We start from the raw sequence: 24,547 nt of genomic DNA on the forward strand, positions 1-24,547 counted from the left end.
AGGTCAGCCCCTCAACCTACTCGCAGTCGGCACATTTGCCGCGGACTTCGATCACCGGGCGCTCGGGTTGGAAACCAGCGCCCTTGGCCGCGGCGCGGACTGTTTTGGTGATCGTGTCGTCGTCGATATGCGTGGTCTGGCCGCAATTGTCGCATACGAGGAAGATGCAGTCGTGCAGACAATCGGGATGCGTGTTCGCCATATAGGCATTCGCGCTTTCGACTCGCCGCGCGAGATTCGAGCCGACGAACAGGTCGAGGATGCGATAGACGCTGTTGGCGGCGACGCGGCGGCCCTCGGCCTTCGAGACCGCTTCGGCGATGTCATAGGCAGAAGCGGGCTTTTCGAACCCGGCCAGCGCCTCGAATACGCGCTCGCGCATCGCCGTCCATTGCTCGCCCGATTTTTCGAGCGTGGTCTGGGCGACGCGCGTCAGCTCGCTGCCGTGATGCTCGTTATGATCGTGCGCGTGCATAATATGGATTTAGGGAGCCGGGGCTCCGCGGCAAGCTGGCTCAGTAGGTTGCGCGGCGGTTGAGGTCGTGGCCGAGTGCGACGAGGCTCACGCCGATCAACGTCCAGAAGATCTCGAACCCGCCATGCGGGAGCGACAGCGCGCCCGCCATGATGCCGATGCCGAACGCGCCGACCAGGGCCGGGGCCATATAGCCGTGCGCGAGGATGCCCTTGCCGAGGGCGATGATGCCGAAACCGATCGCAAGGGTGAGGCCGATCTCGTGGATCGCGGGATGGACCAGCGCGCCGGCCGACGAAAGAACCGTCAACAGCACGGTCGTCGCGACGCAGTGCACGAGGCACAGGCCGCTGAGCCCGATCGCGATGCGATCGAAGCTTGCGTCGATACCGCCCCAATAGCGGGATAGCGGGAGACTCACCGGCATGGACCGTCATATAGGCCCGAACAGGTAAAGGTACAACATATCATGCGGCGGGTCGTTGCATGCCGCGATGAGCGGTCGGCGGACGGACGGGAACGGGCCTCGCGGCGGTGCGGGTAGGCCGGGTGACGCTCTAGGGCACGTCACCCGGCCACGCCCGCTATTCACCTATGTAAGGTAATGCGCGGCGTTTTCCACCCCGGCCTGCGCCGGTGTGAACGATAGTCGGGTTGGCGGGAAACGGATCATGCGTGCTGCCCGTAATAATGCGCCTGTGCGGCTTCGGTCGCGCTCACTGCCAGCAACGAGCGGGCGTCGTTGGCCGAACGCACCTTGCCGGTACGATCCGATGCGGCGTCGAGCACGCGATCGAGCAGGCTCTGCCCTTCTTCCCACCAGCCGATGCCGCTGGCGGCGTTGAGGTGCCCCTGCGGGCCCGCGTCGACGAAGAAACTGCCCCAGCCGCCGGCGAGCGCGCGGGCCTTGTCCGCCGCGATCCAGGGATCGTCGCTGCTCGCCACCACGATCGAGGGGAAGGGAAGGGGCTTTACAGGGGTCGGCTGGAAGGCCGCGAGCTCGGGACGCACATCGTCCCGATCGACATCGGCCGGGGCGACCAGCAATGCGCCTGCGACGGGCCAGCCGAAGGGCTGGCCGGCCAGTTCGGCCCACCATGCGACCGCAAGGCAGCCGAGGCTGTGCGCGGCGAGCACGACGGGCGCCTGGGCCTGGCGAATCGCCTGGTCGAGCTTGGTCACCCAGGTGTTGCGGTGCGGCGAATTCCACATGCCCAGCTCGACCCGGTGCGTGTCGGGGCGCGATTGCTCCCACAGGGTCTGCCAGTGCGAAGGCCCCGAGCCGCCGAGCCCAGGGACGGTGAGAATGATCGGCGAAGTCTCGTCGAGAGGCGAAAAGATGGACATAAATCCACTCCATGTGGAGGGAGGCCGGACCGCCGATATATATCCTATCAATTTAGTGGGCAATAGCGACTGCGCCGGAATGCTGTGCGTTTGCGATGATCCGAGCGGTCGCATCTCTGCGTTCCCCTTCCGCTTGCGGGAGGGGTTAGGAGAGGAATGCCTGAAGCGGCCAGCACCGATCGCGGCCCCTTCCCCGACCCCTCCCGCAAGCGGAAGGGGAACGAAGAAGGCCGTTGCTGTCACTGCGACTCAGATATGCAGCGCGCGTCCGTAGGCGCCGAGGACGCTCTCGTGCATCATCTCGCTGAGCGTCGGGTGCGGGAAGACGGTTTCCATCAGCTCGGCCTCGGTGGTCTCGAGCGTCTTGCCGATCGTATAGCCCTGGATCAGCTCGGTCACTTCGGCGCCGATCATGTGCGCGCCGAGCAGCTCGCCGGTCTTTGCGTCGAACACCGTCTTCACGAAGCCCTCGGCCTCGCCGAGTGCGATCGCCTTGCCGTTGCCGATGAAGGGAAATTGCCGACCTTGACCTCATAGCCCGCTTCCTTGGCCTTAGCCTCGGTCAGGCCGACGCTGGCGATCTGCGGGTGGCAATAGGTGCAGCCCGGGATGTTGCGCGGGTCCATCGCATGCGGATGCTTGCCGGCGATCGCCTCGACGGCGATCACGCCCTCGTGGCTGGCCTTGTGCGCGAGCCAGGGCGGCGCGGTGATGTCACCGATGGCATAGAGGCCGTCGACATTGGTCTTGCAAGCCGGATCGGTCTTGAGGAAGCCACGGTCGTCCATCGCGACGCCCAATTCCTTGAGGCCGATATTCTCGGTGTTCGGCACGATGCCGATCGCAACGATGACGTGGCTGTATTCGCCGTTGACCGCCTTGCCGTCCTTATCCTTGATCGACGCCTTCACGCCATTTGCGCCGGCTTCGATCTTCTCGATCTTTGCGCTGGTGAGGATGTTCATGCCCTGCTTTTTGAGGGCTTTTTCGAGGAAGGTGGAGACGTCGGCGTCTTCGACGGGGACGATGCGGTCGAGCATCTCGACTACGGTCACTTCGGCGCCCATGTCGTTGTAGAAGCTAGCAAATTCGATGCCGATCGCGCCCGAGCCGATAACGAGGAGCTTCTTCGGCATTTCGGGCGGCGTCATTGCGTGGCGATAGGTCCACACGCGCTTGCCGTCGGCGGGAAGATTGGGGAGGTCGCGGGCGCGCGCGCCGGTGGCGAGGATGATGTTCTTCGCGGTCAGTTCTTCGGTCTTGCCGTCCTTAGTGACGGAGAGCTTGCCCTTGCCGGTCAGCTTGCCCTCGCCGAAATGCACGGCGATCTTGTTCTTCTTCATCAGGTGCGTGACGCCCTGGTTGAGCTGCTTCGCCACGCCGCGCGAGCGCTTGACCACGGCCTCGATGTCCGCGCTGATCTTCTCCGCAGCCAGCCCGTAATCCTTGGCGTGCTGCATGTAGTGATAGATCTCGGCCGAGCGGAGCAAAGCCTTGGTGGGGATACAGCCCCAGTTGAGGCAGATGCCGCCCAGCAATTCGCGCTCGATGATCGCGGTCTTGAGCCCCAGCTGCGCGCCGCGGATCGCGGCGACATAGCCGCCGGGTCCCGAGCCGAGGACGATGAGGTCGTAGGATTCAGCCATGTGCGTGCGCCTTGCTTGGATCGTTGGCGAGATAGGGTGTTCAGGAGCCGGTTACAGCGGGCGCCTCGACCGGGCGCGGCTTGCGGTGCTCGTCGATCGCGACGAAGACGAACTGCGCCTGCGTCACGAGGCAGCTTTCCTCGGCATGGCGCGCCCGGCGCCAGGCGGCGACGTCGATCGTCATCGAGGTGCGGCCGACCTTGACCAGCTCGGCGAAGACCGAGACCTCGTCGCCAACCGCAACGGGGGCGTGGAACTTCATGCCCTCGACCGCGATCGTCACCGCACGGCCGTGCGAGTGGCGCGAGGCGACGAGGCCGGCCGCCATGTCCATCTGGCTCATCAGCCAGCCGCCGAAGATGTCGCCATAGGGATTGGCGTCGGCGGGCATGGTGGTGACTCGAATCGCCGGCTGGCGGTCGGGTGGGCCTTCAGCCATGGGCGACGTCCTTCGATTTGCGGGTCAGATCGGCGGGGTCGTCGTAATAAGCGCGCCGCACCGGTCCGATGCCCATCAGCACCACCGCGGCCATGCAGGCAAAAGCGACGAGCCAGATGTCATCGGTCGCGCGCGGATACGACCAGGCGGACGCCCATCCGATCAGCGCGGCGGCGACCAGCCCGATGAAGATGTGCACGACCTCGATGACGACGCGCACGCGCCTGTCCTCGGCGACGTCAAAGCCGAAGGCGACACGGAACACCTTGATGAGGGGCGCATCGCAGCCGCCTCAGGCGATCATGCCCAGCGGCGATTCGACCAGCGCCTTGAATGTCTTCATCAATTCGGCGCCGTCGGCCCCGTCGATCGCGCGGTGATCGAAGCTGCCGGTCGCGCTCATCACCGTGGCGATGCCGAGCGCGTCGTCGATGATGTACGGACGCTTCTCGCCCGCGCCGATCGCCATGATCATGCCCTGCGGCGGATTGATCACTGCATCGAACTGCGTGATCCCGAACATGCCCATGTTGGAGATCGAGGCGGTGCCGCCCTGATATTCCTCGGGCTTCAATTTGCCTTCCTTGGCGCGACTCGCGAGATCCTTCATCTGGGTCGAGATCGCCGATACGCTGATTCCCGCCGCGTCGCGGATGATCGGCGTGATCAGCCCGGTCGGGGTCGAGACCGCGACCGAGACGTCGGCGCGGCTGTACTTGATCAATTTGTCGCCGGTGTAGGTGACGTTGCACTTGGGCGTCTGGATCAGCGCGACGCCGAGCGCCTTGATCAGCAGATCGTTGACCGAAAGCTTGACGCCGCGCGCCTCGAGCGACTTGTTGAGATCGGCGCGCAGCTTGAGCAGCGCATCGAGGCGGATATCGACCGTGAGATAGATGTGCGGGACGGTCTGCTTCGATTCGGTGAGGCGCCGGGCGATCGTCTTGCGGATGTTGGAGAGCTTCTCTTCCTCGTGCGGAATGCTGTCGTCGAACCAGACCGGCTTGTGCTCGGCCGGCGCGGCGGCAGCCGGCGCAGGCGAGGTCGCGGCGGCAGCGGCGGGCTGGGCAGCCGGCGCGGCACCGGGCTTGGCGCCCTCCAGGTCGGCCTTGACGATGCGGCCATTGGGGCCCGAACCGCTCAGCGAGGCGAGGTCGACGCCCTTCTCGGCGGCGATGCGCTTGGCCAGCGGGCTCGCCTTGACGCGGCTGCCGTCCTGCGCGGCGCCATTGGCCTTGGCGGGGGCAGGCGCCGGAGCTGCGGCAGGCGCCGGAGCGGAGTCGGCTCAGGCGCGGCTTCCGCCTTGGCGGCAGGCGCGGGGGCCGGAGTCGCGGGCGCGGAAACCTCGCCACCTTCGCCGGCCATCACGGCGATCACGGTGCCGACCTTCACATTGTCGGTGCCCTCGGGAACGGTGATCTTGCCGATCACGCCTTCATCGACGGCTTCGAACTCCATCGTCGCCTTGTCGGTCTCGATCTCCGCAAGGAGGTCGCCGGACTTCACCGTGTCGCCTTCCTTCACCAGCCATTTGGCGAGAGTGCCCTCCTCCATCGTGGGGAAAGCGCAGGCATCTTGATTTCGATCGACATGGAGGTTCCCGTCGTTGGTCCCTGGGGTAAGGCTCGCCCTCCCTTTGCCGCCGCCACCGCATCGGTCAAGACCTTGGGCTTGCGCAGGACGCAATCGCACGGCACCTGAAGGAAAGCCTCAACGCGCGAGGCGCTTGAAAGGGTGACCGCGAAGCGCGGCAGGGAAGGCATCATGCGCACCTATCTGGTGGTGATCGACGAAAGTCCCGAATCCGAGATCGCATTGCGCTTCGCCGCGCGCCGCGCCGTGAAGACCGGCGGCAATGTCGAGATTCTCGCGCTTACTCCGCCGCAGGAATTCGTCCAGTGGGGCGGCGTGATGGCGACGATCGAGGAAGAAGGCCGCGAGCGCGCCGAGGCGCTGGTGACGCGCGCGGCCGGGGCCTTGTTCACCGAATCGGGCATCAAGCCTTCGATCACCGTGCGCGAGGGCGACGGCGCCAAGGTGGTGCGCGAGATGATCGCGGCGAACGGCGACATCGCGGCGCTCGTGCTCGGAGCGGCGGCGAGCGGGCCGCCGGGGACTTTGGTGTCGCACTTCACCGGCGCGGATGCGGGAACGCTGAGTGTGCCGGTGATGATCATTCCGGGCTCGCTCGATGTCGCGGCGATCGACCGGTTGAGCTGAGGTGCGGTCGCGGACCTTTCTCCTGATCGCTTCGCTCGTGTCCTTTGTCGCGGTGACCGGTTCCGATCTCTTCGCCCGCATCACGATCGGCCAACGCTCGCTGATGGGCGCCGTTAGCGAACATATCGAATGGGCCGGGATGACTCTGATCGGCCTCCTTCTCCTCCTCGCACCTTTTCTGGTCGTGGCGCTCATCTGCGCGATCGCCAACAAGCGCGCGCGGACCCGCAGTGCGGTCACGATCTTCGTCGCCGCGCTGATCGCTTCGCTCTATTTCTATTTCGGCGCCTTCCAGGCGGCCGAGCGCGCGGCGCTGGATGCGCACTGGACGGCTGCGGCGCTGTCGATAGGTCTCCTCCCATTCTTCATTGGCATCCCCGCGGTGCTGTTGACGGCTATTGCCGCAGCGCTGGCCATGGGCTTCGATCGTCGCTTGCCGCAGACGCGGATTGAAGAAGAAGACCTCACCCAACCTTCTCCCGCGAAAGCGGAGAAGGCTATAGAAGAGAGCCCCGATGCGTATCCTCGCTGTCTTGCCAGCCTTTCTCCTTGCCGCCCCTGCTGCGGCGCAGACCCAGCCCAGCCCCGCGCGCTTGAAGGCGGACGTCGAGAAGCTGGTCGGCTTCGGCACGCGGCACACGCTATCCTCGCCCGATCACCCCACACGCGGCATCGGCGCGGCGCGGCGGTGGTTCGCGACCGAGCTTTCGCGGATCGGCGAAGGGTGCGGCGGCTGCATCGAGACGGCGAATCTCGCGCGGACCTTCACCAACGATCGCGCGCCGAACGGCGTCGAGGTGGTCGACGTGCTCGGCTTCCAGCCGGGCAGGAACGCGAAACGTGTCGTCATCGTGATGGGGCATATCGACAGCCGCGTCAGCGATCCGATGAACGCCACTTCGGATGCGCCCGGTGCCAATGACGATGCCTCGGGCGTCGCCTTGGTGCTCGAGGCCGCGCGGATCCTGTCGAAGGAGAAGTTCGACGCGACGATCGTCTATGCCGCATTGTCGGGCGAGGAGCAGGGGCTGTTCGGCGGGCAATTGCTCGCCGAGACCGCGAAGGAGCGCGGCTGGACGGTCAGCGCGGTGCTCAACAACGACATCGTCGGCAATACGATCGGGCAAAGCGGCACGCGGGTAGCGGATCGGGTGCGGCTCTTCTCCGAAGGCATCCGCCAGGTCGAGTCGCTCGACGAGCAGGTCGCCCGGCGCGCCGATGGCGGCGAGGACGACGGCCCTTCCCGCGCACTGGCCAAGGCGGCGGATGGCGTGGCGGGCAAGCTGCCGGGCGGGCTGGACGTCGTATTGGTGCGCCGGCCGGACCGGTTCGGCCGCGGCGGGGACCACACCCCGTTCCTCAAGCTCGGCTATCCGGCGGTGCGCTTCACCGTGGGTGTCGAGAATTACGACGCGCAGCATCAGGATTTGCGCACCGAGAACGGCCGTATCTATGGCGACACCGTCGACCGGATGGACTTCGGCTATCTCGCCAAGGTGACGGCGATCAACGTCGCGACGATCCGCCGGCTCGCCAGTGCGCCCGCGGCGCCGGCAAACGTGACGATCGGCGGCGCGCTGGCGAGCGATACGTCGGTCAAATGGGAGCCGGTGCCGGGCGCGTCACGCTATCGCGTCCATTGGCGCCGCGCCGACGCGCAGGACTGGCAGCAGCATGTCGACGTCGCCGGCAGCGAGACGGTCCTCAAGGGCGTGATCGTCGACGACCATTTCGTCGGTGTCTCGGCGCTGGCCGCCGACGGCTCCGAAAGCCTGGTGACCTTCGGCGGCCGCGCCCGGCGCTAGGACTGGGCCCAAGCTGGCTCCCCTCCCTGCAAGGGAGGGGCTGGGGTGGGTGCGACCGAAGGAGCCCATCGGGCTGCATCGACAAAGAAAGGGCCGGGCATCGAGCCCGACCTTTTCTTACCCACTCCTGACCCCTCCCTTGCAGGGAGGGGAAAGTCGAATGGCGATACGCCTTGGCCCTGACTCAGCAGCCGCAGCGCGGCCGTACCTTGCGCCACAGACGCTTGGTCGGCGCGCGGCGGTAGCTCCTGGTTGCTACGCGTTCGACATATTCGGTGACGGTGGTGGTCGTGGTCACTGCGCCGGGAATGACCACGACGGTCGTCCCCGCGCCGTAGTTGCCGACCCAGGCGCCGTTCTGCCACGCCGTGCCGTTATAGCCGCCCTGCCAGCCGCCACAGGCCTGCGCGCAGGGCGGGGCCATCTGCACCACCGGCGGCGGAGCCACCGGCGGTGCATACCCCTGGGTATGGGCCATGATAACGGCCGGGTTCGTCATGACGGCGCGGCGGCGGCGGCATGTCGTAAGGTGGCGGCGGAGGGCCGTCGTCATAGGCGCCGTCGTCATAATAATCGTCGGGATCGACCGGCTCGATCCGCGGCGGCGGATAGCCTGCGCCCGTCCGGCTGTCGGCGCGCGCATAGCCGTCGTCCGCGCTCGCCATGGCGACTGCGCCGCCCCACGAAATGCCGTCGCGCGAATCCCAGACGCTGCCGTCGCGATCGACCAGCACGGCGTCGTCATAATAGCGCACCCACGAATAGCCCGGCGGAGGCGCAGCGAGGCCGAAGCTCAGATAGTCGTGGACGCGGAAGTCGCCGCCCATCCAATAGCCGGGCAGCCTGCCACCGCGATGGAGCCGGCGATACGAGTTCCAGCCGCCCGGCGCGCGATAGCCCGCGTCCCAGCGCCCGTCGCGCATCGTCCAGCGATGCGGATTGGTGCGCATCACCATGGGTGCCGAAGTTCGCGGCATCACGACCCAGCGGTCGTTTTGCCAGACGCGCTGCGCGGCGGCGGGCGTCGCCCCTGCGACTCCGACGATCACCGCTGCTGCCAACCAAGTGCTGCGCACCATGCTTACTCCTTCGCGCGAGTGCCCTCTGCCCGCTCTACGAAAGGAGTAACCGTTACGGCGCGCGCACGAAATCGCGGGTGCGGCTCAAACCTGTCCCAATGCGGGGCAGCGTTTCATCCCGAGATTCTTGGGGCGAGAATCCGCATCAGGGCCTCGCACCCGGCGGCGTCGCCCGAGTCGAAGCGTGCGGGGATCGGGCTGTCGAGATCGAGCACTCCGAGCAGCTCGCCCTGATGGACGATCGGCACCACCAGCTCGGAACGGCTGGCGGCATCGCAGGCGATGTGCCCGGGAAAGGCGTGGACGTCCTCGACAAGCTGGGTCTCGCGCGTCGCCGCCGCGGCGCCGCACACGCCCTTGCCGAACGGGATTCGGATGCACGCGGCCTTACCCTGGAACGGCCCGAGCACGAGCTCGCCGCCGACATTCCGGTAGAAGCCGGACCAATTGAGGTCGGGGAGATATTGCCCGATCAGCGCCGAGACATTGGCCATGTTGGCGATCGCGTCGGGCTCGTCGGCAGTGAGCGAGTCGAGCGCGGCGGCGAGGTCGCGATAGAGTTCGGATTTGGAGCCGGCGGCGATGTCGAAGGTGAACATGGGAGGTATGTAGCCATTCCTCCCCCGGAGGGGAGGGGACCAGCGAAGCTGGTGGAGGGGTAGTTTCCCCAAGCTGTGTCGCCGGCGGCCAATACCCCTCCACCGCTTCGCGGTTCCCTCCCCTCCGGAGGAGGATCGGGAGTTAATCCAGCCGCACCCGGCCGCGCCCGGCCTTCACTTCGCTGCGCCCCTTCTTGGTGTCGACGCGGCGCGCCTTCGCCGCCCTGCTCGGCTTGGTCTTCACGCGCCGCGCCTGGCGTTCGAGCGCCTTGTCGATCAGCTCGACTACCCGTTCGCGCGCATCGCTGCGGTTGGCGTCCTGCGTCCGGAATTTCCGTGCGGTGATCACCAGCTCGCCCGCGGCGGTCATCTTGCTGCCGGCCAGCGTCTTGAGTTGCTGATAGGCGTAAGGCGGCAGCCCCAGCGCGAAGACGTTGACGCGCAGCTGCACCGCGGTGGCGACCTTGTTGACGTTCTGCCCGCCCGGTCCCGAGGCGGCGAGGAACTTTTCCTCGACGATCGCCTCTTCCGGAAGCTCAGCCACGGCCGAAGCCCAGATTGTGGAAGCGCACCGGCAGCGGCGCCTCGCCATGGATGTCGGGCTTGCCTTCGCGCGGGACGGTGAGTTCGGCGGCGTGGAGCATCACCGCGGGGCCGCCCTTGCCATAGACCGGGTCGCCGAGGATCGGCAGGCCGATGCCCTCTGCGGCGTGGACGCGGATCTGGTGGGTGCGGCCGGTTTCGGGGAAGAAAGCGAGCATCGCCTTTCCGCGCGCGCGCTCGACGACTTCCCAGCGGGTGCGCGCGGGCTTGCCGCCCGGGTCGCCGGTCATCCGCCAGCCGGATTCTTCGGTCGAGACCTTGATCAGCGGCAAGTCGATCTCGCCGCTTTCCTCGGTGGGTTCGCCGTCGAGGATCGCGAGGTAGCGCTTGACCACCGTGCCGGCCTCGAAAGCCTGGCCGAAGCGCTTGTGCGCCTTGGGATTGCGGGCGAGCAACAGGCAGCCGCTGGTGTCGCGGTCGAGCCGGTGGACGGGCAAGGGCAGGCGCTGGAAGCCGAAGGTGAGCTGGTCGAGCATGTCCTCGAGGCTTTGCGAGCGATCGCGCGGGCGATCGACCGGCAGGCCCGCGGGCTTGTCGATCACGATCGCTTCGCCGTCGATGAAGAGTATGCGGTCCTGGAACATGCCTCGCCCATGCCACCGCGCGGCCGCCGGCGCCAGCATGGCAATATGATCCTTTCCGTGCGCGCGGCGTTGGATGGACGATGCCATCCCGGCAGCGTCGTGAGGGTGCGCATGCGTCTTTCGGCCCTGGCTCTGCTCCTGCTCACGCCTTGCGCGGCGCATGCCGAGGATCCGACGCCTCCCCGCTGCCGGCGAACGTTGTGCGCCTCTTCAATCATCTGCCTTATGGCGAGGCGCCCGCGACTTCGCTGGCGCCGGTGCCCAGCCTGCCGGGTTGCATGCTGGTGCGCGAGGCGACCTATGATCTCGAGCGCCTGCTGGCCGCCGCGCGGGGCGAAGGGATCGAGCTGGGCGCGATATCGTGCTTCCGTTCGATCGAGCACCAGCGCCGCGTCTTCTGCGCCGGACCGGACAATTGCGACACCGTCGGCGGCGCCGCGCTCCGGGCGCGGTTCATCGGCCCGCCGGGACATAGCGAGCACGCCACCGGCTATGCGATCGACTTCGTCCAGCGCGGCTCCACCTGCCGCGCCGTCGAGCAATGCTTCATGCTCACGCCGGGCGGCAAATGGCTGATGAAGCGGGGGCCGGATTTCGGCTTCGAGCTATCCTTCCCGGCAGGCAACAAGCAGGGGTGGGCTGGGAGCCGTGGCATTGGCGCTGGGTCGGCCGCAGCAGTGATTCCGGCGCGCAGGCACAGGCGGCACGCGCGCGTTTCGTGGTGGCACAGGCGAGCTTCCCGGCGCTCCCCGCCGTCGCCCGCCCGCAAACGAAGACGGCGGCCGGAACCGTGGTTCCAGCCGCCGCCGACGCGAGACCGCGCGGGAGGGGGATTACGCGATCTCGATCTCGCGGGCGGGCGCCGCGATCTTGCTGGCCAGCTCGGCGATGCGGCGGCCCTGATAGCGCGCGCCGTCGAGCTCGACCGCGCTCGGCAGGCGGCTGCCGTCGCCGTCCGAGATCGTCGTCGCGCCATAAGGCGAGCCGCCCTTGACCTCCTCGACGCCGTTCTGTCCCTGGAAGCCATAATCGAGTCCGACGATGGTCAGCCCGAAGTGCAGCAGGTTGGTGATGATCGAGAAGAGCGTCGCTTCCTGGCCACCATGCTGGGTCGCGGTCGACGTGAAGGCGCCGCCGACCTTGCCGTTGAGCGCGCCCTGATACCAGATTCCGCCCGCACGATCCCAGAAGCTCGCCATCTGGCTCGCCATCCGGCCGAAGCGGGTCGGCGCGCCGACGATGATGCCGTCGTAATTGGCAAGCTCGTTGACGTCCTCGAGCACCGGATGGCTGTGATCGGCGACGAAGCCCGCGGCCTGCGCGACTTCGAATGGCGCGGTTTCGGGGACGCGGCGCACATCGACTTCGGCGCCGGCGCTGCGTGCACCCTCGGCGACGGCATCGGCCATCGTCGCGAGGTGGCCGTAAGACGAATAATAGAGAACCAGAATCTTGGGCATGATGCGATCCCTTTGAAGAGGTTGGCCCCTCCCCAGGGGAGAGGGAGGGGCCGGGGGTGGTTATTCCGCGTCGACCAGTACGATCTCGGCGTCTTCGAGCGCCTTGATCGTCACGGTCTGGCCGCCCGAGAGCGCCGCGCCGTCGCGGGCCTCGAAGCGTTGGCCGTCGATCTCGATCGCGCCGACGGCGGGGACGAGATAGGCGTGCCGCCCGTCGCCGACTGTGTGCTCGACGCTTTCGCCGGCCTTGAGCGTGGCGCCGAGCACCCGGGCATTGGCCCGGATCGGCAGCGCCTCGTCATCGCCGTCGAAGCCCGAGGCGAGCGTCACGAACTTCCCCGAGCGATCGCCCTTGGGGAACGGCTTGGCACCCCAGCTCGGCTGGCCGCCGGTTTCGCGCGGCAGGATCCAGATCTGGAAGAGCGTCGCGGTCTCGGGCTCGAGATTATACTCGGCGTGGCGCACGCCGGTGCCCGCACTCATCACCTGAACGTCGCCGGCCCCGGTGCGGCCCTTGTTGCCCATCGAATCCTGATGGGTGATCGCGCCGGTGCGGACATAGGTGATGATCTCCATGTTCTGGTGCGGATGCGCCGGGAAGCCGCTGTTCGCGGCGATCTCGTCGTCGTTCCAGACACGGAGCGAACCCCAGCTCGTGCGCGCCGGATCATAATAATCGGCGAAGCTGAAATGGTGCCGGGCATTGAGCCAGCCATGGTCGGCATGGCCGAGGCTTTCGAAGGAGCGTTTCTCGATCATCGCTGATCTCCCTATTTGTTGAAGCCAAGATAGGGCGCGGGATCATGCGGTAAATGGAAACGTTGGAAACCGATCGTTTCCATGATACGCATATGGAATGAAGCTACCCGATTTCGAGGCATGGGCGATCTTCGCCAGCGTGGTCGAGCATCGCTCGTTCAGCGGCGCCGCGGATGCGCTGGCGGTATCCAAGGCGACGGTGTCCAAGGCGATCACCCGGCTCGAGGCGCGGCTGGGAACCTCGCTGTTCCACCGCACCTCGCGGCGGCTGACGTTGACCGACAGCGGCCGCGCGCTCGCCGATCACGCCCAGCGCATCCTCTCCGAAGGCCAGACCGCCGAGGAAGCGGCATTCGAATCCGCCAGTGCGCCGGTGGGGTTGGTGCGCGTGGCGGCGCCGCTGACCTTCGGCATCCGGCATCTCGCGCCGGTGCTCGCCGAGTTCATGACGCTGCATCCGGGGATCAAGATCGACCTGCGGCTGTCGGACGCGTTCGTCGATATCGTCGGTGAGGGGATCGATGTCGCGATCCGCATCGCCGAACTGCCCGATTCTTCGCTGCGCGCGCGGCGGCTGGGGCCCGTCACCGGCCATATCGTCGCCTCGCCTGCCTATTTCGACCGCATGGGGCGCCCGCGCCACCCCGCCGATCTCGCGACCCATGCCTGCTTCGTCTATACGAACACCGCGAACCCGGAAGTATGGCGCTTCCGCCGCGCCGGGGGCGAGGAAGCGGCGGTGCGAATCGACGGACCGATCCGCACCGACAATGGCGATGCGATGCTCCCGGCGTTGCGCGCGGGACTGGGCGTCGCGCGGCTTCCCGATTTCCTGGTCGATGAGGAACTGGCCGCCGGACGGCTGGAGTCCGTGCTCGACGATTGGGCCGGCGGCGCCTCGGGGCTGCACCTGATCACGCCCCCGGAACCTTGCGCCCCGCACGGGTCGAAGCGCTGATCGATTTCCTCAGCGATCGGCTGAAACGACTCTGCGGCGAGTACATTTATGACTCGACTCCGAAACGAGTCTGAGTCCGCGATTAGGTAGATTCCCTGCGACTCGTGGAACAAGGCCGGTTAGCGAGAAATTAACCTTTTGCCTTCAGAGGTGCTTAGGTTAATGAATTGGTCCAGCGCGTCGGCCGAAGGGGCTCGCAACGCGTGCTAGGGACAGGGGAACCGACGATGCGCGTGCTGCTGATCGAGGACGAGCCTTCGACTGCCAAGGCGATCGAGCTGATGCTCTCGACCGAAGGGTTCAACGTCTACACCACCGATCTGGGCGAAGAGGGCCTCGATCTCGCCAAGCTGTATGATTACGACATCATCCTGCTCGATCTGAACCTTCCCGACATGCACGGCTATGACGTGCTCAAGAAGGTCCGCGTCGCCCGCGTGCAGACGCCGGTGCTGATCCTGTCGGGCGTCAACGAAATGGATTCCAAGGTGCGTAGCTTCGGCTTCGGCGCCGACGATTACGTCACCAAGCCGTTCCACCGCGAAGAGCTGGTCGCACGCATCCACGCCGTCGTCCGCCGCTCGAAAGGCCATAGCCAGTCGGTCATCCGCACCGGCAAGCTCGCCGTGAACCTCGACGCGAAGACGGTCGAAGTCGATGGCGCCCGCGTGCATCTGACCGGCAAGGAATATGCGATGCTGGAGCTGCTCTCGCTCCGCAAGGGCACCACGCTCACCAAGGAAATGTTCCTCAACCACCTGTATGGCGGCATGGACGAGCCCGAGCTCAAGATCATCGACGTCTTCATCTGCAAGCTGCGCAAGAAGCTCAGCATGGCATGCGAGGGCGAGAATTACATCGAGACCGTCTGGGGCCGCGGCTATGTGCTGCGCGAGCCCGAGGGCGGCGAGATTGCAGAGACGGTTTCGGCAGTCGCCTGAACCGGCTTATTGGGGTAGGAAGCCGCGGTCCGCAAGGACCGCGGCTTTTTCGTGTTCGGGGCCGTGCGCGTTCCACCGCTCGCCAAGAGAACTCGCAGATCCCGCCCTACACGAAGTTTTAGCCCCCGAACGACAGCCCCTTGATCAGGCTTGCGCGTCCAATTTCAGCAGTTCTTCGGTCAGCTTGGCGGCGGAGGCGAGCAAGGCGCCCTCTTCTTCACTGTTCAGCGCGGGGAACAACACGCGCTCTATCCCGCCCCGGCCAATCAGGCAGGGCAGGCTCAGGCAGATATCGGCCGAACCAAATCTCCGGTCTATCCAGGCGCTGACCGGCAACACAGAGCGTTCGTCGCGCACGACGGCTTCACAGATGCGGACAATGGCCGTTGCGATGCCGAAGGAAGTATATCCCTTGCCCTCTACGATGCGGTAGGCCGCGTCGCGAACCCCGGCCGCCAGATCTTCCAGGTCAGGAGGGGCATTTTCGCCAACAAACGCACCGAGCGATTGTCCCCCGATCCGTACCGTCGAGAAAGCTGCAACTTCGCTGTCACCGTGTTCGCCAAGAACATAGCCATCGATGGCGCTCGCCGAGACCTCGAGCGACGCTGCAAGCGCCTGTTTGAGGCGGCTGGTATCCAGCAGCGTGCCCGTCCCGATCACTTTGCGTTGTGGAAGGCCGGCATGCCGGATGGCTAGCATGGTCATTAGATCGACTGGATTTGAGGCAATAACCAGCACACCGTCGAAACCTCCGTCGCAAAGACCGCGTACGCATTCTGTAACGATTACGGCGCTTCGTGATCCTAGAGAAAGGCGGCTTTCGTTTCCGTGCGACGCTGCGCCGGCGGTTACGACTGCTATCTGCGCCGACGCAGCATCGGCATATGTCCCGGCCCATATACGCGCCGGTCGGGCGAGGGCATTGGCGTCAATGAGATCGGCTGCCTCGGCCCTCGCCAGTTCGACCTTGCTGTCTATTAGCACGATCTCTTCGAACAAGGCCCGCAGCATCATCGCATAGGCCGCGGTCGCGCCCACATGACCTGCTCCAACAAAAGCTATTCTGCCTGCGGGCCTACGTCGCTCAAACTGGCTCAACGCTCCACCGACCGCGCGGGCGCATCTTGACCGGTGGCGAGAATAGCCTTCGCATCCCGAGCGTCAGCCGCGCCATGAAGGACCGCAAGCTTGCCATGAACGATCCGGGCGACCGAGCTCGCGGCCCGGGTCGCCATCGCTTCCTCGGCCAATTCTCTCCGACGGTGATACGATTGGATTGAGGTCACATTCCTCTCCCACATTGAGCGGGAGCACATACGTCTCTCTGCCCTCGCTGCGCCTTGGCAGATCGCGACGGTCACCTATCCTACACGGGATCGAGGCAGGCTCCTAATGCGCGGGCATGCAAACAGGCGGGGTCACTCACGTATGACCCTCCTTGAAGGGAAGAGCCGGTCTCTACGTACGCGGCGGCCTGCCCGTCGCGATGCGCCGTGCGACGGCATGGCGCTCGGCACGGTCGAGCAATGCCTCCAGATCCTCGCGGCTGACGTCGAACGTTTCCCCCGATTCCGCCAGCGCGGCATCCACATCCTCCATCAGCAGTCGCGGCCGGTCCGGGATCTTCATCGGGCGGTGGGGATAGCTGTGGCCCGAGACGCGGTGGAAGGCGATGCCGATCGCAGTGAGCGCGACTGCGTTGAGGCCCACCGGCAGCAATGCGAACCCATAGCCCTGCGCGAGCACCGCGGGCGCCAGCACGGGCAGCAATACGGTGCCGCCGCCGGGCGGGTGCAGGCAGCGCAGCGCCGACATTGCGAGGATCGCCGCACCCACCGCGACGCCGACCGCGAGTGCGCCATGCCCCAGCAACTGCGCCACGACGACGCCGACCAGCGCCGAGACCACGTTCCCCCCGACGATCGGCCAGGGCTGGGCCAGCGGACTGGACGGCACCGCGAACAGCAACACCGCCGATGCGCCGAGCGGTGCTGCCAGCAACAGCCCGTGGCTCGGCACCAGCAATGTCGAGATCGCCGCGCACAGGCCGATACCGATCACTGCGCCGACGCCGGCGATGCTGCGCTCGCGCCAGTTCGCCCCCGCCAGCAGCAGGGCGAAGCGCCGATCCTTCATGCTCATCCTATTTGCGCTGCCACACCCGGTCGCCGCCGACCCAGGTCTCGATCACCTTGGTCGCGCGCAGGTCACCCGGCGAAGCGAGCAGGGGATCGCGGTCGAGGATCAGGAAATCGGCGCGCATGCCCAATGCGATCCGCCCGATCCTGTCCTCGGCCATGCCTGCATAGGCCGCGCCGATGGTGAAGCCGGCCCAGCCCTGCTCGCGCGTCACGGCCTCTTCCGGGCGCCAGCCGCCGAACGGTTGCCCGCTCGCATCCTGACGCGTGAAGCTCGCCGCCCAGCCCGCCCAGGGATCGGGGCTCTCGACCGGGAAATCCGAACCGAAAGCGAGCCGCGCGCCGTTCTGCAGCATCGAGCGCCACGCATAGGCGCCGCCGAGCCGGGCCGCACCCAGCCGTGCCTCGGCCATGTGCATGTCGCTGGTCTGGTGGACGGGCTGCATCGATGCGATCGTGCCGAACTTGCCGAAGCGCGGCAGGTCCTTGGGATCGACGATCTGGGCGTGCTCGATGCGCCAGCGGCGGTCCTTATAGGTGTCCGACAGGACCTCGATCGCGTCGAGCACCTGCTGGTTGGCGCGGTCGCCGATCGCGTGGACGGCGATCTGGAAGCCGTCCATCGATCCGCGGATCATCATGTTGAGCAACTGGTCGTCGTTGAGGAACGGCAGGCCCTTGTTGCCCGGCGCATCGGCATAATCGGCCTTGAGCCACGCGCCGCGCGAGCCGAGCGCGCCATCGGCGTAGAGCTTGATCCCGCCCATCCGGAGGCGGTCGGCATAGAGCCACGGCGTGGGGCCCTGACCGCCGACGGCGAGTGCGGTGTCGATGCCGCTCGCATAGCTGAGGATGCGCATCTTGAGCAGGCCGAGATCGCCCATCCGGCGATAGGTCATCCAGTCGGCCAGGCTCGTGCCCATGTCGGCCGCGGTGGTGACGCCCAGCGAGAAGAGCTTTTCCTGCGCGGCGAGAAAGGCGGCGTTCTGCTCGCGCGGCGTGGGCGCGGGAATGTTGCGCGTGATCAGCGCCATCGCCCCGTCGACGAACACGCCTGCGGGCTTGCCGTCGGCGCGCTCGATACGGCCGCCATTGGGGTCCTTGGTCGCTGCGGTCACATTGCCCGCGGCGATCGCGCGGCTGTTCGCCCAGCCGGCATGGCCGTCGACACGCTCGAGCCAGACCGGGCGGTCGCTCACCGCGGCGTCGAGTTCGGCGGCGGTGGGGAAGCGGCCGAGCTTCCAGCGCTCCTGATTCCATCCGCCGCCGAGGATCCACTTGTTCGGGTTCGACGCGGCATAGGTGCGGATCTTCGCGAGCGCCTCGTCGAGCGAATTGGTCTCGGAGAGGTCGAGCCGGAGGAGCTGTGCGCCGAGGCCCATGACATGGCCGTGCGCGTCGATCATGCCCGGCACCAGCGTCTTGCCGCCCATGTCGAGCTTCCAGTCGGCTTTCTTCGGGCGCCGCTCGCCGCTCTTCAGGATAAGGCTGATCTTGCCCTCGCGGTTGATCATCAGCCCGGTGAAGCGGACCACCTGGCCCTTCTCGTCCAGCGTCATCCCGTTGACGTTGTCGATCAGCGCGTCGGCGCGGGCGGGGAGGGCGAGCGCCATCGCCGCCAGGGCCATGAACGGAGTCAGCAGGCGGGCGAGCAGGTGCATCTTGCGCATAGGCGATTGCGCATAGGGCCTGTTCCCCCGCCGCGCCAGATGGTCTAGGCCCGCCAGACTATGGCCACCAAAGCAGCACCGGCGAACGCGCCGCTCCCCGTATCGATCGCCGACGTCCGTGAAGCTGCCGCGCGGATTATGGGATCGATCGTGCGGACGCCGACCTTGGTGAGCAGGACCTTGTCGGAGCTGACCGGGGCGACGGTCTATCTCAAGTTCGAGAATCTCCAATTCACTGCGGCGTACAAGGAGCGCGGGGCGCTCAACACGTTGCTCCAGCTCGACGAGGTCGCGCGCTCCAAGGGCGTGATCGCGGCTTCGGCCGGCAACCACGCGCAGGGGCTCTCTTATCACGCCACAAGGCTCGGAATCCCGAGCACGATCGTCATGCCGCTCAACACGCCGACGATAAAGGTCACCCAGACGGAGAGCCACGGCGCCAACGTCATCCTGCACGGCGAGACCTTCGACGCGGCCTATGCCCATTCGCGCGAGCTGGAGGCGGAAAAGGGCTTCACCTTCATCCACCCGTTCGACGATCCGCGCGTGATCGCGGGGCAGGGCACCGCCGCGCTCGAGATGCTCGAGGACGTGCCCGAGATCGATACGCTGGTGATCCCGATCGGCGGCGGCGGGCTGATCTCCGGTTCGGCGGTCGTCGCCAAGTCCGAAGGCCGCGCGATCGAAGTCGTCGGCGTCGAGGCCGAACTCTATCCGTCGATGTACAATCGCATCCACGGCACCGACATGCCGTGCGAGGGGGACACGCTCGCCGAGGGCATCGCAGTCAAGGAGCCCGGCGCGATCACTTCGAAGATGGTCGAGGCGCTCGTCGACGACATCGTCTTGGTCAGCGAGCGGCGGCTGGAAGAGTCCGTCAGCCTGCTCCTCCAGATCGAGAAGACCGTGGTCGAGGGCGCGGGCGCCGCGGGCCTTGCCGCCTTGCTCGCCGAGCCCGACCGGTTCCGCGGCAAGACCGTCGGCACGATCCTGTGCGGCGGCAATATCGACACGCGGCTGCTCGCCAACGTGCTGCTTCGCGATCTCGCCCGTTCGGGCCGCCTCGCGCGGCTGCGCATCCGGCTGCAGGATCGGCCGGGCGCGCTGTTCAACGTCGCGCGCATCTTCCACGAGCAGGGCGTCAACATCATCGAGGTCTATCACCAGCGCGTGTTCACGACGCTGCCGGCCAAGGGCCTGATCACCGACATCGAATGCGAGACGCGCGATCGCAACCATCTCGATCGGCTGATGACGGCACTGCGCCAGGCGCAATATGAAGTGAGCCAGGTCGAATTGGCCTAGCGGGCAAGCCTCTCCCTGAAGAGGGAGGGGCGGGAGCCAATCTCGAGACCAACCGAATCACTGGCGCGGCGAATCGAGTCGCGGCGGGATTCACACGCGATTCCCGCAGCAATATACCAATCATCGGAGCGGAGCTCCGGCGCGCATGTGTGCCGCCGAGGTGTCCCGCCATGGTTAACGACCCCCGTACGCGTCCCGGCGCGGAACGATGCAAGCCGTTGGTTTCGCGCGCTTGCCCTTATGGCTAATCGTTAACTCTCTTTCTTGGTAAAGCGGCTTTTCATCATGCATCCGCCGCTCCATAGTCGCGTTGAGAGGGCCAGGTGGGCCTGACAATGGGCGACTCAGCGGTGACTGCACTTTCCCGTTTTCCGCGCTTCTTCGTGACCAGCCCGAGCCCGTGCCCGTATCTGCCGGGCCGGCAGGAGCGGAAGATCTTCACCGAGCTGACCGGCCAGCATGCCGGCGAACTCAACGATGCGCTGGGCCGAATCGGTTTTCGCCGCAGCCAGTCGGTCGCGTACCGGCCGAGCTGCGCGGGCTGCACGGCGTGCGTCTCGGTCCGCGTGGTCGCCGATCAGTTCCAGCCCAACGCGACGCAGCGCAGGCTGATGAAGCGCCATTCCGACCTCGAGGTCACCGCCTGCAAGCCCTGGGCGACCGAGGAGCAGTTCGATCTTCTCCACCGCTATTTGAAGACGCGCCACCCTGGTGGCGGCATGGCCGCGATGGACGAGAACGACTATGCCGACATGGTCGAGCAATCGCCGGTCAGCTCCTGGGTCATCGAATATCGCGAACCCTCGGTCGACGGCGTCCGCGGACGGCTGGTGGGGGCGTGCATCACCGATCAGCAGGCCGACGGTCTCTCGATGATCTACAGCTTCTTCGAATCTGACGAGGCGGGCCGCCAGGGCCTCGGCAACTTCATCATCATGGATCACATCCTGCGCGCGCGCTCGGCGAGCCTGCCTTATGTCTATCTCGGCTATTGGGTGAAAGGCAGCGAGCGGATGGCGTACAAGACGCGCTATCGGCCGATCGAAGTGCTCGGCCCCAATGGCTGGTCGCTGCTCACCGACGAGGACATTGCGGTGTCGATGCCCGTGCCCGCGCGGATGCACGAGCTGGCCTGATCTATTCCTCCGAGACGACTCGCAAGTCGACGTCGAGCTCTTCGTCCCCCTCCCGCTCCGCGTGCCCGCGATCGATGCGGCACCGAGCCCGTCGAGGCCCACCGCGACGCGGACATAGGAATCGTCGGGCGAAAGCCCGGTCACCGGATCGAATCCGACCCAGCCCAGCCCCTCGACATGTGCCTCCACCCAGGCATGCGGCGCCGAATGCGCCTCGCCGTCGCGGAAATAGCCCGAGACATAGCGCGCCGGGACCTCGAGACTGCGCGCCGCCGCGAGGAACATCTGGGCGACGTCGCGCGAGGTAGCCTTGCCGCGCACGAACGCCTCTGCGGCGGTCAGGCCGGTGTCAGGTGCATCGGGGACGCAGGGGAAGCGGGCATGGAGCGCCGCGTTGAGCCGATGCATACGGTCGAGCGTGTCGCGCGCGCCTGCCACGCTCTCGGCCGCGAAGATCGGGAGCCCGTCGCCGAGTGTCGTCCGCGGTGTCGTGCGCAGATAGAGCATCGGCGGCAACGGCTCGATCGATCCGTGGACCACGCCCTCGGTATCGCTGGTCAGCACTTCGCCGGTGACGGTGATGTCGATCGCCTCGATCGGTCCCTCGGCATAGAGCATCGTCACGAAATTGCCGAAACCGTCGGTGGTGTCACGCATCCGGGCGTCGCAATCGACGCCGATCATCCAGCTCACCACGGTCTGGTCGCGCGTGTCGCACGGGGTGAGCCGCAGCATCTGCACCAGCCGGGCCTGCGGCTCGGAAAAGCTGTAGCGCGTGCGGTGGTCGATCGCGATCCGCATCAGATGAACCTGAACTGCCGCGCGACGGCGGCATTGAGCATCGCATTCTCGTGGATGAACGCCTCGAGATATTCGTGGAGTCCGCTGACGATGACTTCGGAGGTCCGCGTCTTCTGCATCCGCGCCATCCGCGCGCGCGCCATGCGATCGGCCTCGCCCTGCAGCCCGGTGCGCTTGGCGAGCTGGCTGAGCAATTGCACCGCCTCCTCGACGCACGCGGCGAGGCTGCGCGGCAACTCGAAGCGGCTGATCAGCAGGTCGATCACGTTGGCGGGCTGGAGGCCCTCGCTGTACAGCCAGCGATAGGCAGTGACTGCCGAAACGGTCTGGAGGATCGTCGTCCACTGGTCGCGATCGACCACGCCGCCCACCGCTTCGCCCTCCGGCAGCAGCAGATGGTATTTCACGTCGACCAGTCGTGCGGTGTTGTCCGATCGCTCGACTGCGGCGCCGAGCTGGATCAGCCACGTCGCCTCGTTGCGCATCATCCGGTGGATCGAGCCTTCGAAGCCGCGGGTCTCGCCCTTGACCTGCTCGACAAGATTGAGGGTTGCGGTGGCGCCGCCGGTCGAGGCGCGGTTCTGGAACAGCCACCAGGCGCGGTTGATCGCGGTCCAAGCCTCCCGGGTCAGCGCGGTGCGGACGGCACGCGCGTTGTTGCGCGCCATCTCCAGGCAGCGGATGATCGAGCCGGGATGGCTGGCATCGAGCGTCAGGAAGCGCGCGACATGGCTCTGGGTATAGCTCTGCCCGGTCGCGGCGAATGCCTCGTCGGTATCGGTGACCGACAACGCGCTCTTCCACGCCGCCTCGCCTGCGGGCCGCGCGGAGAGCGCATCGAGCCGCACCGTCGCCTCGACCAGCCGGGCGATGAAGTCGGCCCGCTCGACATAGCGCCCCAGCCAATAGAGCGCCGCCGCTGTGCGCGAGAGCATCAGCATTACAGATCCTCCCTCGCGAAGCGGGGAGGGGCCCATGCGAAGCATGGTGGAGGGGCTTGGCCGCAGGCGACGTCGCTCGAGGAGAGGCCCCTCCGTCACGCTGCGCGTGCCACCTCCCCGCTTCGCGAGGGAGGAATGAGTGACACCGCTCATGATCCCTGCCTTTGCGACTGGCCTGGACCTGCCCCATCCTCCATCAGCACGAAGCTGTCCTTGGTCCCGCCGCCCTGGCTCGAATTGACCACGAGCGAACCTTCGCGGAGTGCCACCCGGGTGAGACCACCCGGCACGACATGGACTCCGTCGCTGCCGGTCAGCACGAACGGGCGGAAGTCGACATGGCGCGGGGCGAGGCCCGAATCGCTCAGCGTCGGCACGGTCGAAAGCGCGAGCGTCGGCTGGGCGATATAGCGGTGTGGCTCGGCGATCAGGGCGGTGCGGAAGTCGGCGATCTGCGCCTTGGTCGCGGTGGGGCCGACGAGCATGCCGTAGCCGCCCGAGCCGTCGACCAGCTTGACCACCAGCTCGTCGAGATTGTCGAGCACGTATTTGAGCGCCTGCGGTTCGCGGCATCGGAAGGTCTCGACGTTCGGGAGCTTGGCCTCGCCGCCCGAGTAGAACTTCACGATCTCGGGCATGTAGCTATAGATCGCCTTGTCGTCGGCGATGCCGTTGCCGGGAGCGTTGATCAGCGCGACGTTGCCCGCGCGATAGGCGGCGATCAGCCCCGGCACGCCGAGCAGCGAGATCGGGGCGGAAGGTTAGCGGGTCGAGGAAATCGTCGTCGATCCGGCGATAGATCACGTCGACCTTCACGCGACCGGCGATCGTCTGCACCCAGACCACATCGTCGTCGACCACCAGATCGGCGGCTTCGACCAACTCGATCCCCATCGAATCGGCGAGGAAGCTGTGCTCGTAATAAGCCGAGTTGAAATGCCCCGGCGTGAGCACGACGCACACCGGCTTGGGATTGTTGCCCGGCGCCACCGAGCGCATCGTCTCGAGCAGCATGTCGGGATAGGAATCGACCGGGGCGACGCGGAAATCGCGGAACAGCTCGGGGCAGAGCCGCAGCATCGCCTCGCGATTCTCGAGCATGTACGAAACGCCCGAAGGCGTCCGCGCATTGTCTTCGAGTACGTAGAATTCGTCGGGTCCGACGCGGACCAGGTCAATCCCGCAGATATGCGCCCATACCCCGTGCGGCGGGCGGATGCCGGCTACTTCGGGGCGGAACTGCTCGTTGCGGTAGATCAGCTCGGGCGGGATCAACCCTTCCTTGAGGATCCGGCGCTCGCCGTAAATGTCCTCGAGGAAGGCGTTGATCGCCTCGACGCGCTGGACCAGCCCCTCGCACAACCGTGTCCATTCCTGCTGCAGGAAGACGCGCGGAACGATGTCGAACGGGATGATCCGCTCGGCGGCATCGCTGTCGCCATAGACGGCGAAGGTGATTCCCAATTGGCGGAACGCGGCTTCGGCGGATTGCTGGCGGCGCTGGAGCTCGGAAGCGGGCGTGTCGGCCACCCACTGCGATAGCGCGGCGAATTCGGCCCGCGGTGCCTCAGGCCCGCCATGCCCCCAGATTTCGTCGAACGCCCCGCCTGTCGCCATCAACGCTCCCAAGTGCAGCAG

The 24,547-nt window shown here is 66.5% G+C and carries 23 protein-coding genes and 5 pseudogenes; 7 read left to right on the forward strand and 21 right to left on the reverse strand.

What is annotated here, in order from left to right; all coding sequences use genetic code 11:
• Nucleotides 1-16: 16 nt before the first annotated feature.
• From PIB19_RS20625 to PIB19_RS20655, 7 genes and pseudogenes are all read right to left on the reverse strand, one after another.
• Nucleotides 17-475 carry a Fur family transcriptional regulator gene (locus PIB19_RS20625; RefSeq protein WP_271238839.1) on the reverse strand — a complete coding sequence of 153 codons (459 nt, stop codon included), beginning with the start codon at nucleotides 473-475 and terminating at the stop codon, nucleotides 17-19.
• Between the two features lie 40 nt (nucleotides 476-515).
• Nucleotides 516-902 carry a MerC domain-containing protein gene (locus PIB19_RS20630; protein ID WP_271238840.1) on the reverse strand — a complete coding sequence of 129 codons (387 nt, stop codon included), beginning with the start codon at nucleotides 900-902 and terminating at the stop codon, nucleotides 516-518.
• Nucleotides 903-1,144: 242 nt separating this feature from the next.
• Nucleotides 1,145-1,822: an RBBP9/YdeN family alpha/beta hydrolase gene (locus PIB19_RS20635; RefSeq protein WP_056611575.1), complete on the reverse strand. Its 678-nt coding sequence runs from the start codon at nucleotides 1,820-1,822 to the stop codon at nucleotides 1,145-1,147.
• Nucleotides 1,823-2,071: 249 nt separating this feature from the next.
• Nucleotides 2,072-3,468 (reverse strand): annotated as a pseudogene (gene lpdA / locus PIB19_RS20640) (dihydrolipoyl dehydrogenase).
• A gap of 40 nt (nucleotides 3,469-3,508) precedes the next feature.
• On the reverse strand, nucleotides 3,509-3,907 hold the full coding sequence (locus PIB19_RS20645; protein ID WP_271238841.1) for an acyl-CoA thioesterase: 399 nt from the start codon (nucleotides 3,905-3,907) through the stop codon (nucleotides 3,509-3,511).
• Complete coding sequence (locus PIB19_RS20650) at nucleotides 3,900-4,172, reverse strand: hypothetical protein (protein WP_271238842.1); 273 nt, start codon at nucleotides 4,170-4,172, stop codon at nucleotides 3,900-3,902. The genes PIB19_RS20645 and PIB19_RS20650 overlap by 8 nt, the downstream gene beginning before the upstream one ends.
• Nucleotides 4,173-4,199: 27 nt before the next feature.
• Nucleotides 4,200-5,499: pseudogene (locus PIB19_RS20655) on the reverse strand (pyruvate dehydrogenase complex dihydrolipoamide acetyltransferase).
• A gap of 172 nt (nucleotides 5,500-5,671) precedes the next feature.
• On the opposite strand from PIB19_RS20655, the gene PIB19_RS20660 reads away from it, so the two are divergent.
• Nucleotides 5,672-6,127, forward strand: a complete 456-nt coding sequence (locus tag PIB19_RS20660) for a universal stress protein (RefSeq protein ID WP_056611588.1) — start codon at nucleotides 5,672-5,674, stop codon at nucleotides 6,125-6,127.
• Here PIB19_RS20660 and PIB19_RS20665 read toward each other — a convergent pair.
• On the reverse strand, nucleotides 6,081-6,599 hold the full coding sequence (locus PIB19_RS20665) for a hypothetical protein (RefSeq protein ID WP_271238843.1): 519 nt from the start codon (nucleotides 6,597-6,599) through the stop codon (nucleotides 6,081-6,083). The genes PIB19_RS20660 and PIB19_RS20665 overlap by 47 nt on opposite strands.
• A 43-nt stretch (nucleotides 6,600-6,642) precedes the next feature.
• Between PIB19_RS20665 and PIB19_RS20670 the strand changes: the two genes are divergently transcribed.
• On the forward strand, nucleotides 6,643-7,932 hold the full coding sequence (locus tag PIB19_RS20670) for a M28 family metallopeptidase (protein ID WP_271238844.1): 1,290 nt from the start codon (nucleotides 6,643-6,645) through the stop codon (nucleotides 7,930-7,932).
• A 184-nt stretch (nucleotides 7,933-8,116) separates the two neighbouring features.
• On the opposite strand, the gene PIB19_RS20675 is transcribed toward PIB19_RS20670, so the two are convergent.
• The 5 genes from PIB19_RS20675 to PIB19_RS20695 form a co-directional block, all read right to left on the reverse strand.
• On the reverse strand, nucleotides 8,117-8,356 hold the full coding sequence (locus tag PIB19_RS20675; protein WP_271238845.1) for a hypothetical protein: 240 nt from the start codon (nucleotides 8,354-8,356) through the stop codon (nucleotides 8,117-8,119).
• Complete coding sequence (locus PIB19_RS20680) at nucleotides 8,307-9,011, reverse strand: RcnB family protein (protein WP_271238846.1); 705 nt, start codon at nucleotides 9,009-9,011, stop codon at nucleotides 8,307-8,309. Before PIB19_RS20680 ends, PIB19_RS20675 begins: the two co-directional genes overlap by 50 nt.
• A gap of 113 nt (nucleotides 9,012-9,124) precedes the next feature.
• Entirely contained in the window at nucleotides 9,125-9,610 is a 486-nt protein-coding gene (locus PIB19_RS20685) for a GAF domain-containing protein (protein ID WP_271238847.1), read from the reverse strand.
• Nucleotides 9,611-9,752: 142 nt separating this feature from the next.
• The gene (gene arfB / locus PIB19_RS20690) at nucleotides 9,753-10,154 is read right to left on the reverse strand and encodes an alternative ribosome rescue aminoacyl-tRNA hydrolase ArfB (protein ID WP_271238848.1); all 402 of its coding nucleotides are present in this window, start codon (nucleotides 10,152-10,154) and stop codon (nucleotides 9,753-9,755) included.
• Nucleotides 10,147-10,797 carry an RluA family pseudouridine synthase gene (locus PIB19_RS20695; RefSeq protein WP_271238849.1) on the reverse strand — a complete coding sequence of 217 codons (651 nt, stop codon included), beginning with the start codon at nucleotides 10,795-10,797 and terminating at the stop codon, nucleotides 10,147-10,149. The genes arfB and PIB19_RS20695 overlap by 8 nt, the downstream gene beginning before the upstream one ends.
• Before the next feature lie 278 nt (nucleotides 10,798-11,075).
• On the opposite strand from PIB19_RS20695, the pseudogene PIB19_RS23865 reads away from it, so the two are divergent.
• Nucleotides 11,076-11,369, forward strand: a pseudogene (locus PIB19_RS23865) (D-alanyl-D-alanine carboxypeptidase family protein); the annotation flags it as partial.
• A gap of 261 nt (nucleotides 11,370-11,630) precedes the next feature.
• Here PIB19_RS23865 and wrbA read toward each other — a convergent pair.
• Both wrbA and PIB19_RS20705 read right to left on the reverse strand, forming a co-directional pair.
• A complete protein-coding gene (gene wrbA, locus PIB19_RS20700) occupies nucleotides 11,631-12,257 on the reverse strand; it encodes an NAD(P)H:quinone oxidoreductase (RefSeq protein WP_271238850.1) in 627 nt (208 codons plus the stop codon).
• A gap of 60 nt (nucleotides 12,258-12,317) precedes the next feature.
• Nucleotides 12,318-13,016 carry a pirin family protein gene (locus PIB19_RS20705; protein WP_271238851.1) on the reverse strand — a complete coding sequence of 233 codons (699 nt, stop codon included), beginning with the start codon at nucleotides 13,014-13,016 and terminating at the stop codon, nucleotides 12,318-12,320.
• A gap of 97 nt (nucleotides 13,017-13,113) precedes the next feature.
• Between PIB19_RS20705 and PIB19_RS20710 the strand changes: the two genes are divergently transcribed.
• Together PIB19_RS20710 and ctrA are read left to right on the forward strand one after the other, a co-directional pair.
• Nucleotides 13,114-13,974 (forward strand): LysR substrate-binding domain-containing protein, encoded by an 861-nt coding sequence (locus PIB19_RS20710; RefSeq protein WP_443018658.1) that lies wholly within the window; start codon nucleotides 13,114-13,116, stop codon nucleotides 13,972-13,974.
• A 227-nt stretch (nucleotides 13,975-14,201) separates the two neighbouring features.
• A complete protein-coding gene (ctrA, locus tag PIB19_RS20715) occupies nucleotides 14,202-14,915 on the forward strand; it encodes a response regulator transcription factor CtrA (RefSeq protein WP_271238852.1) in 714 nt (237 codons plus the stop codon).
• 144 nt (nucleotides 14,916-15,059) lie between these two features.
• Here ctrA and PIB19_RS20720 read toward each other — a convergent pair whose 3' ends face one another.
• From PIB19_RS20720 to PIB19_RS20730, 3 genes are all read right to left on the reverse strand, one after another.
• Complete coding sequence (locus PIB19_RS20720; protein WP_271238853.1) at nucleotides 15,060-15,956, reverse strand: lactate/malate family dehydrogenase; 897 nt, start codon at nucleotides 15,954-15,956, stop codon at nucleotides 15,060-15,062.
• Nucleotides 15,957-16,376: 420 nt separating this feature from the next.
• The gene (locus tag PIB19_RS20725) at nucleotides 16,377-17,060 is read right to left on the reverse strand and encodes an HPP family protein (RefSeq protein ID WP_271238854.1); all 684 of its coding nucleotides are present in this window, start codon (nucleotides 17,058-17,060) and stop codon (nucleotides 16,377-16,379) included.
• 1 nt (nucleotide 17,061) lies between these two features.
• Nucleotides 17,062-18,717: an amidohydrolase gene (locus tag PIB19_RS20730; protein WP_271241049.1), complete on the reverse strand. Its 1,656-nt coding sequence runs from the start codon at nucleotides 18,715-18,717 to the stop codon at nucleotides 17,062-17,064.
• Between the two features lie 69 nt (nucleotides 18,718-18,786).
• Here PIB19_RS20730 and PIB19_RS20735 point away from each other — a divergent pair, with 69 nt between their 5' ends.
• A complete protein-coding gene (locus PIB19_RS20735) occupies nucleotides 18,787-20,031 on the forward strand; it encodes a threonine ammonia-lyase (RefSeq protein ID WP_271238855.1) in 1,245 nt (414 codons plus the stop codon).
• A 350-nt stretch (nucleotides 20,032-20,381) separates the two neighbouring features.
• Entirely contained in the window at nucleotides 20,382-21,167 is a 786-nt protein-coding gene (locus tag PIB19_RS20740; protein WP_271238856.1) for an arginyltransferase, read from the forward strand.
• Between the two features lie 204 nt (nucleotides 21,168-21,371).
• Here the strand turns inward: PIB19_RS20740 and PIB19_RS20745 are convergent.
• From PIB19_RS20745 to PIB19_RS20755, 3 genes and pseudogenes are all read right to left on the reverse strand, one after another.
• Nucleotides 21,372-21,968: pseudogene (locus tag PIB19_RS20745) on the reverse strand (transglutaminase family protein); the annotation flags it as partial.
• Nucleotides 21,968-22,903, reverse strand: a complete 936-nt coding sequence (locus tag PIB19_RS20750) for an alpha-E domain-containing protein (RefSeq protein ID WP_271241050.1) — start codon at nucleotides 22,901-22,903, stop codon at nucleotides 21,968-21,970. The pseudogene PIB19_RS20745 and the gene PIB19_RS20750, both read right to left, overlap by 1 nt.
• 155 nt (nucleotides 22,904-23,058) lie before the next feature.
• Nucleotides 23,059-24,526: pseudogene (locus tag PIB19_RS20755) on the reverse strand (circularly permuted type 2 ATP-grasp protein).
• Between the last annotated feature and the right edge of the window lie 21 nt (nucleotides 24,527-24,547).

This window comes from Sphingomonas sp. 7/4-4 (genome assembly GCF_027941955.1).
GTDB lineage: Bacteria > Pseudomonadota > Alphaproteobacteria > Sphingomonadales > Sphingomonadaceae > Sphingomonas.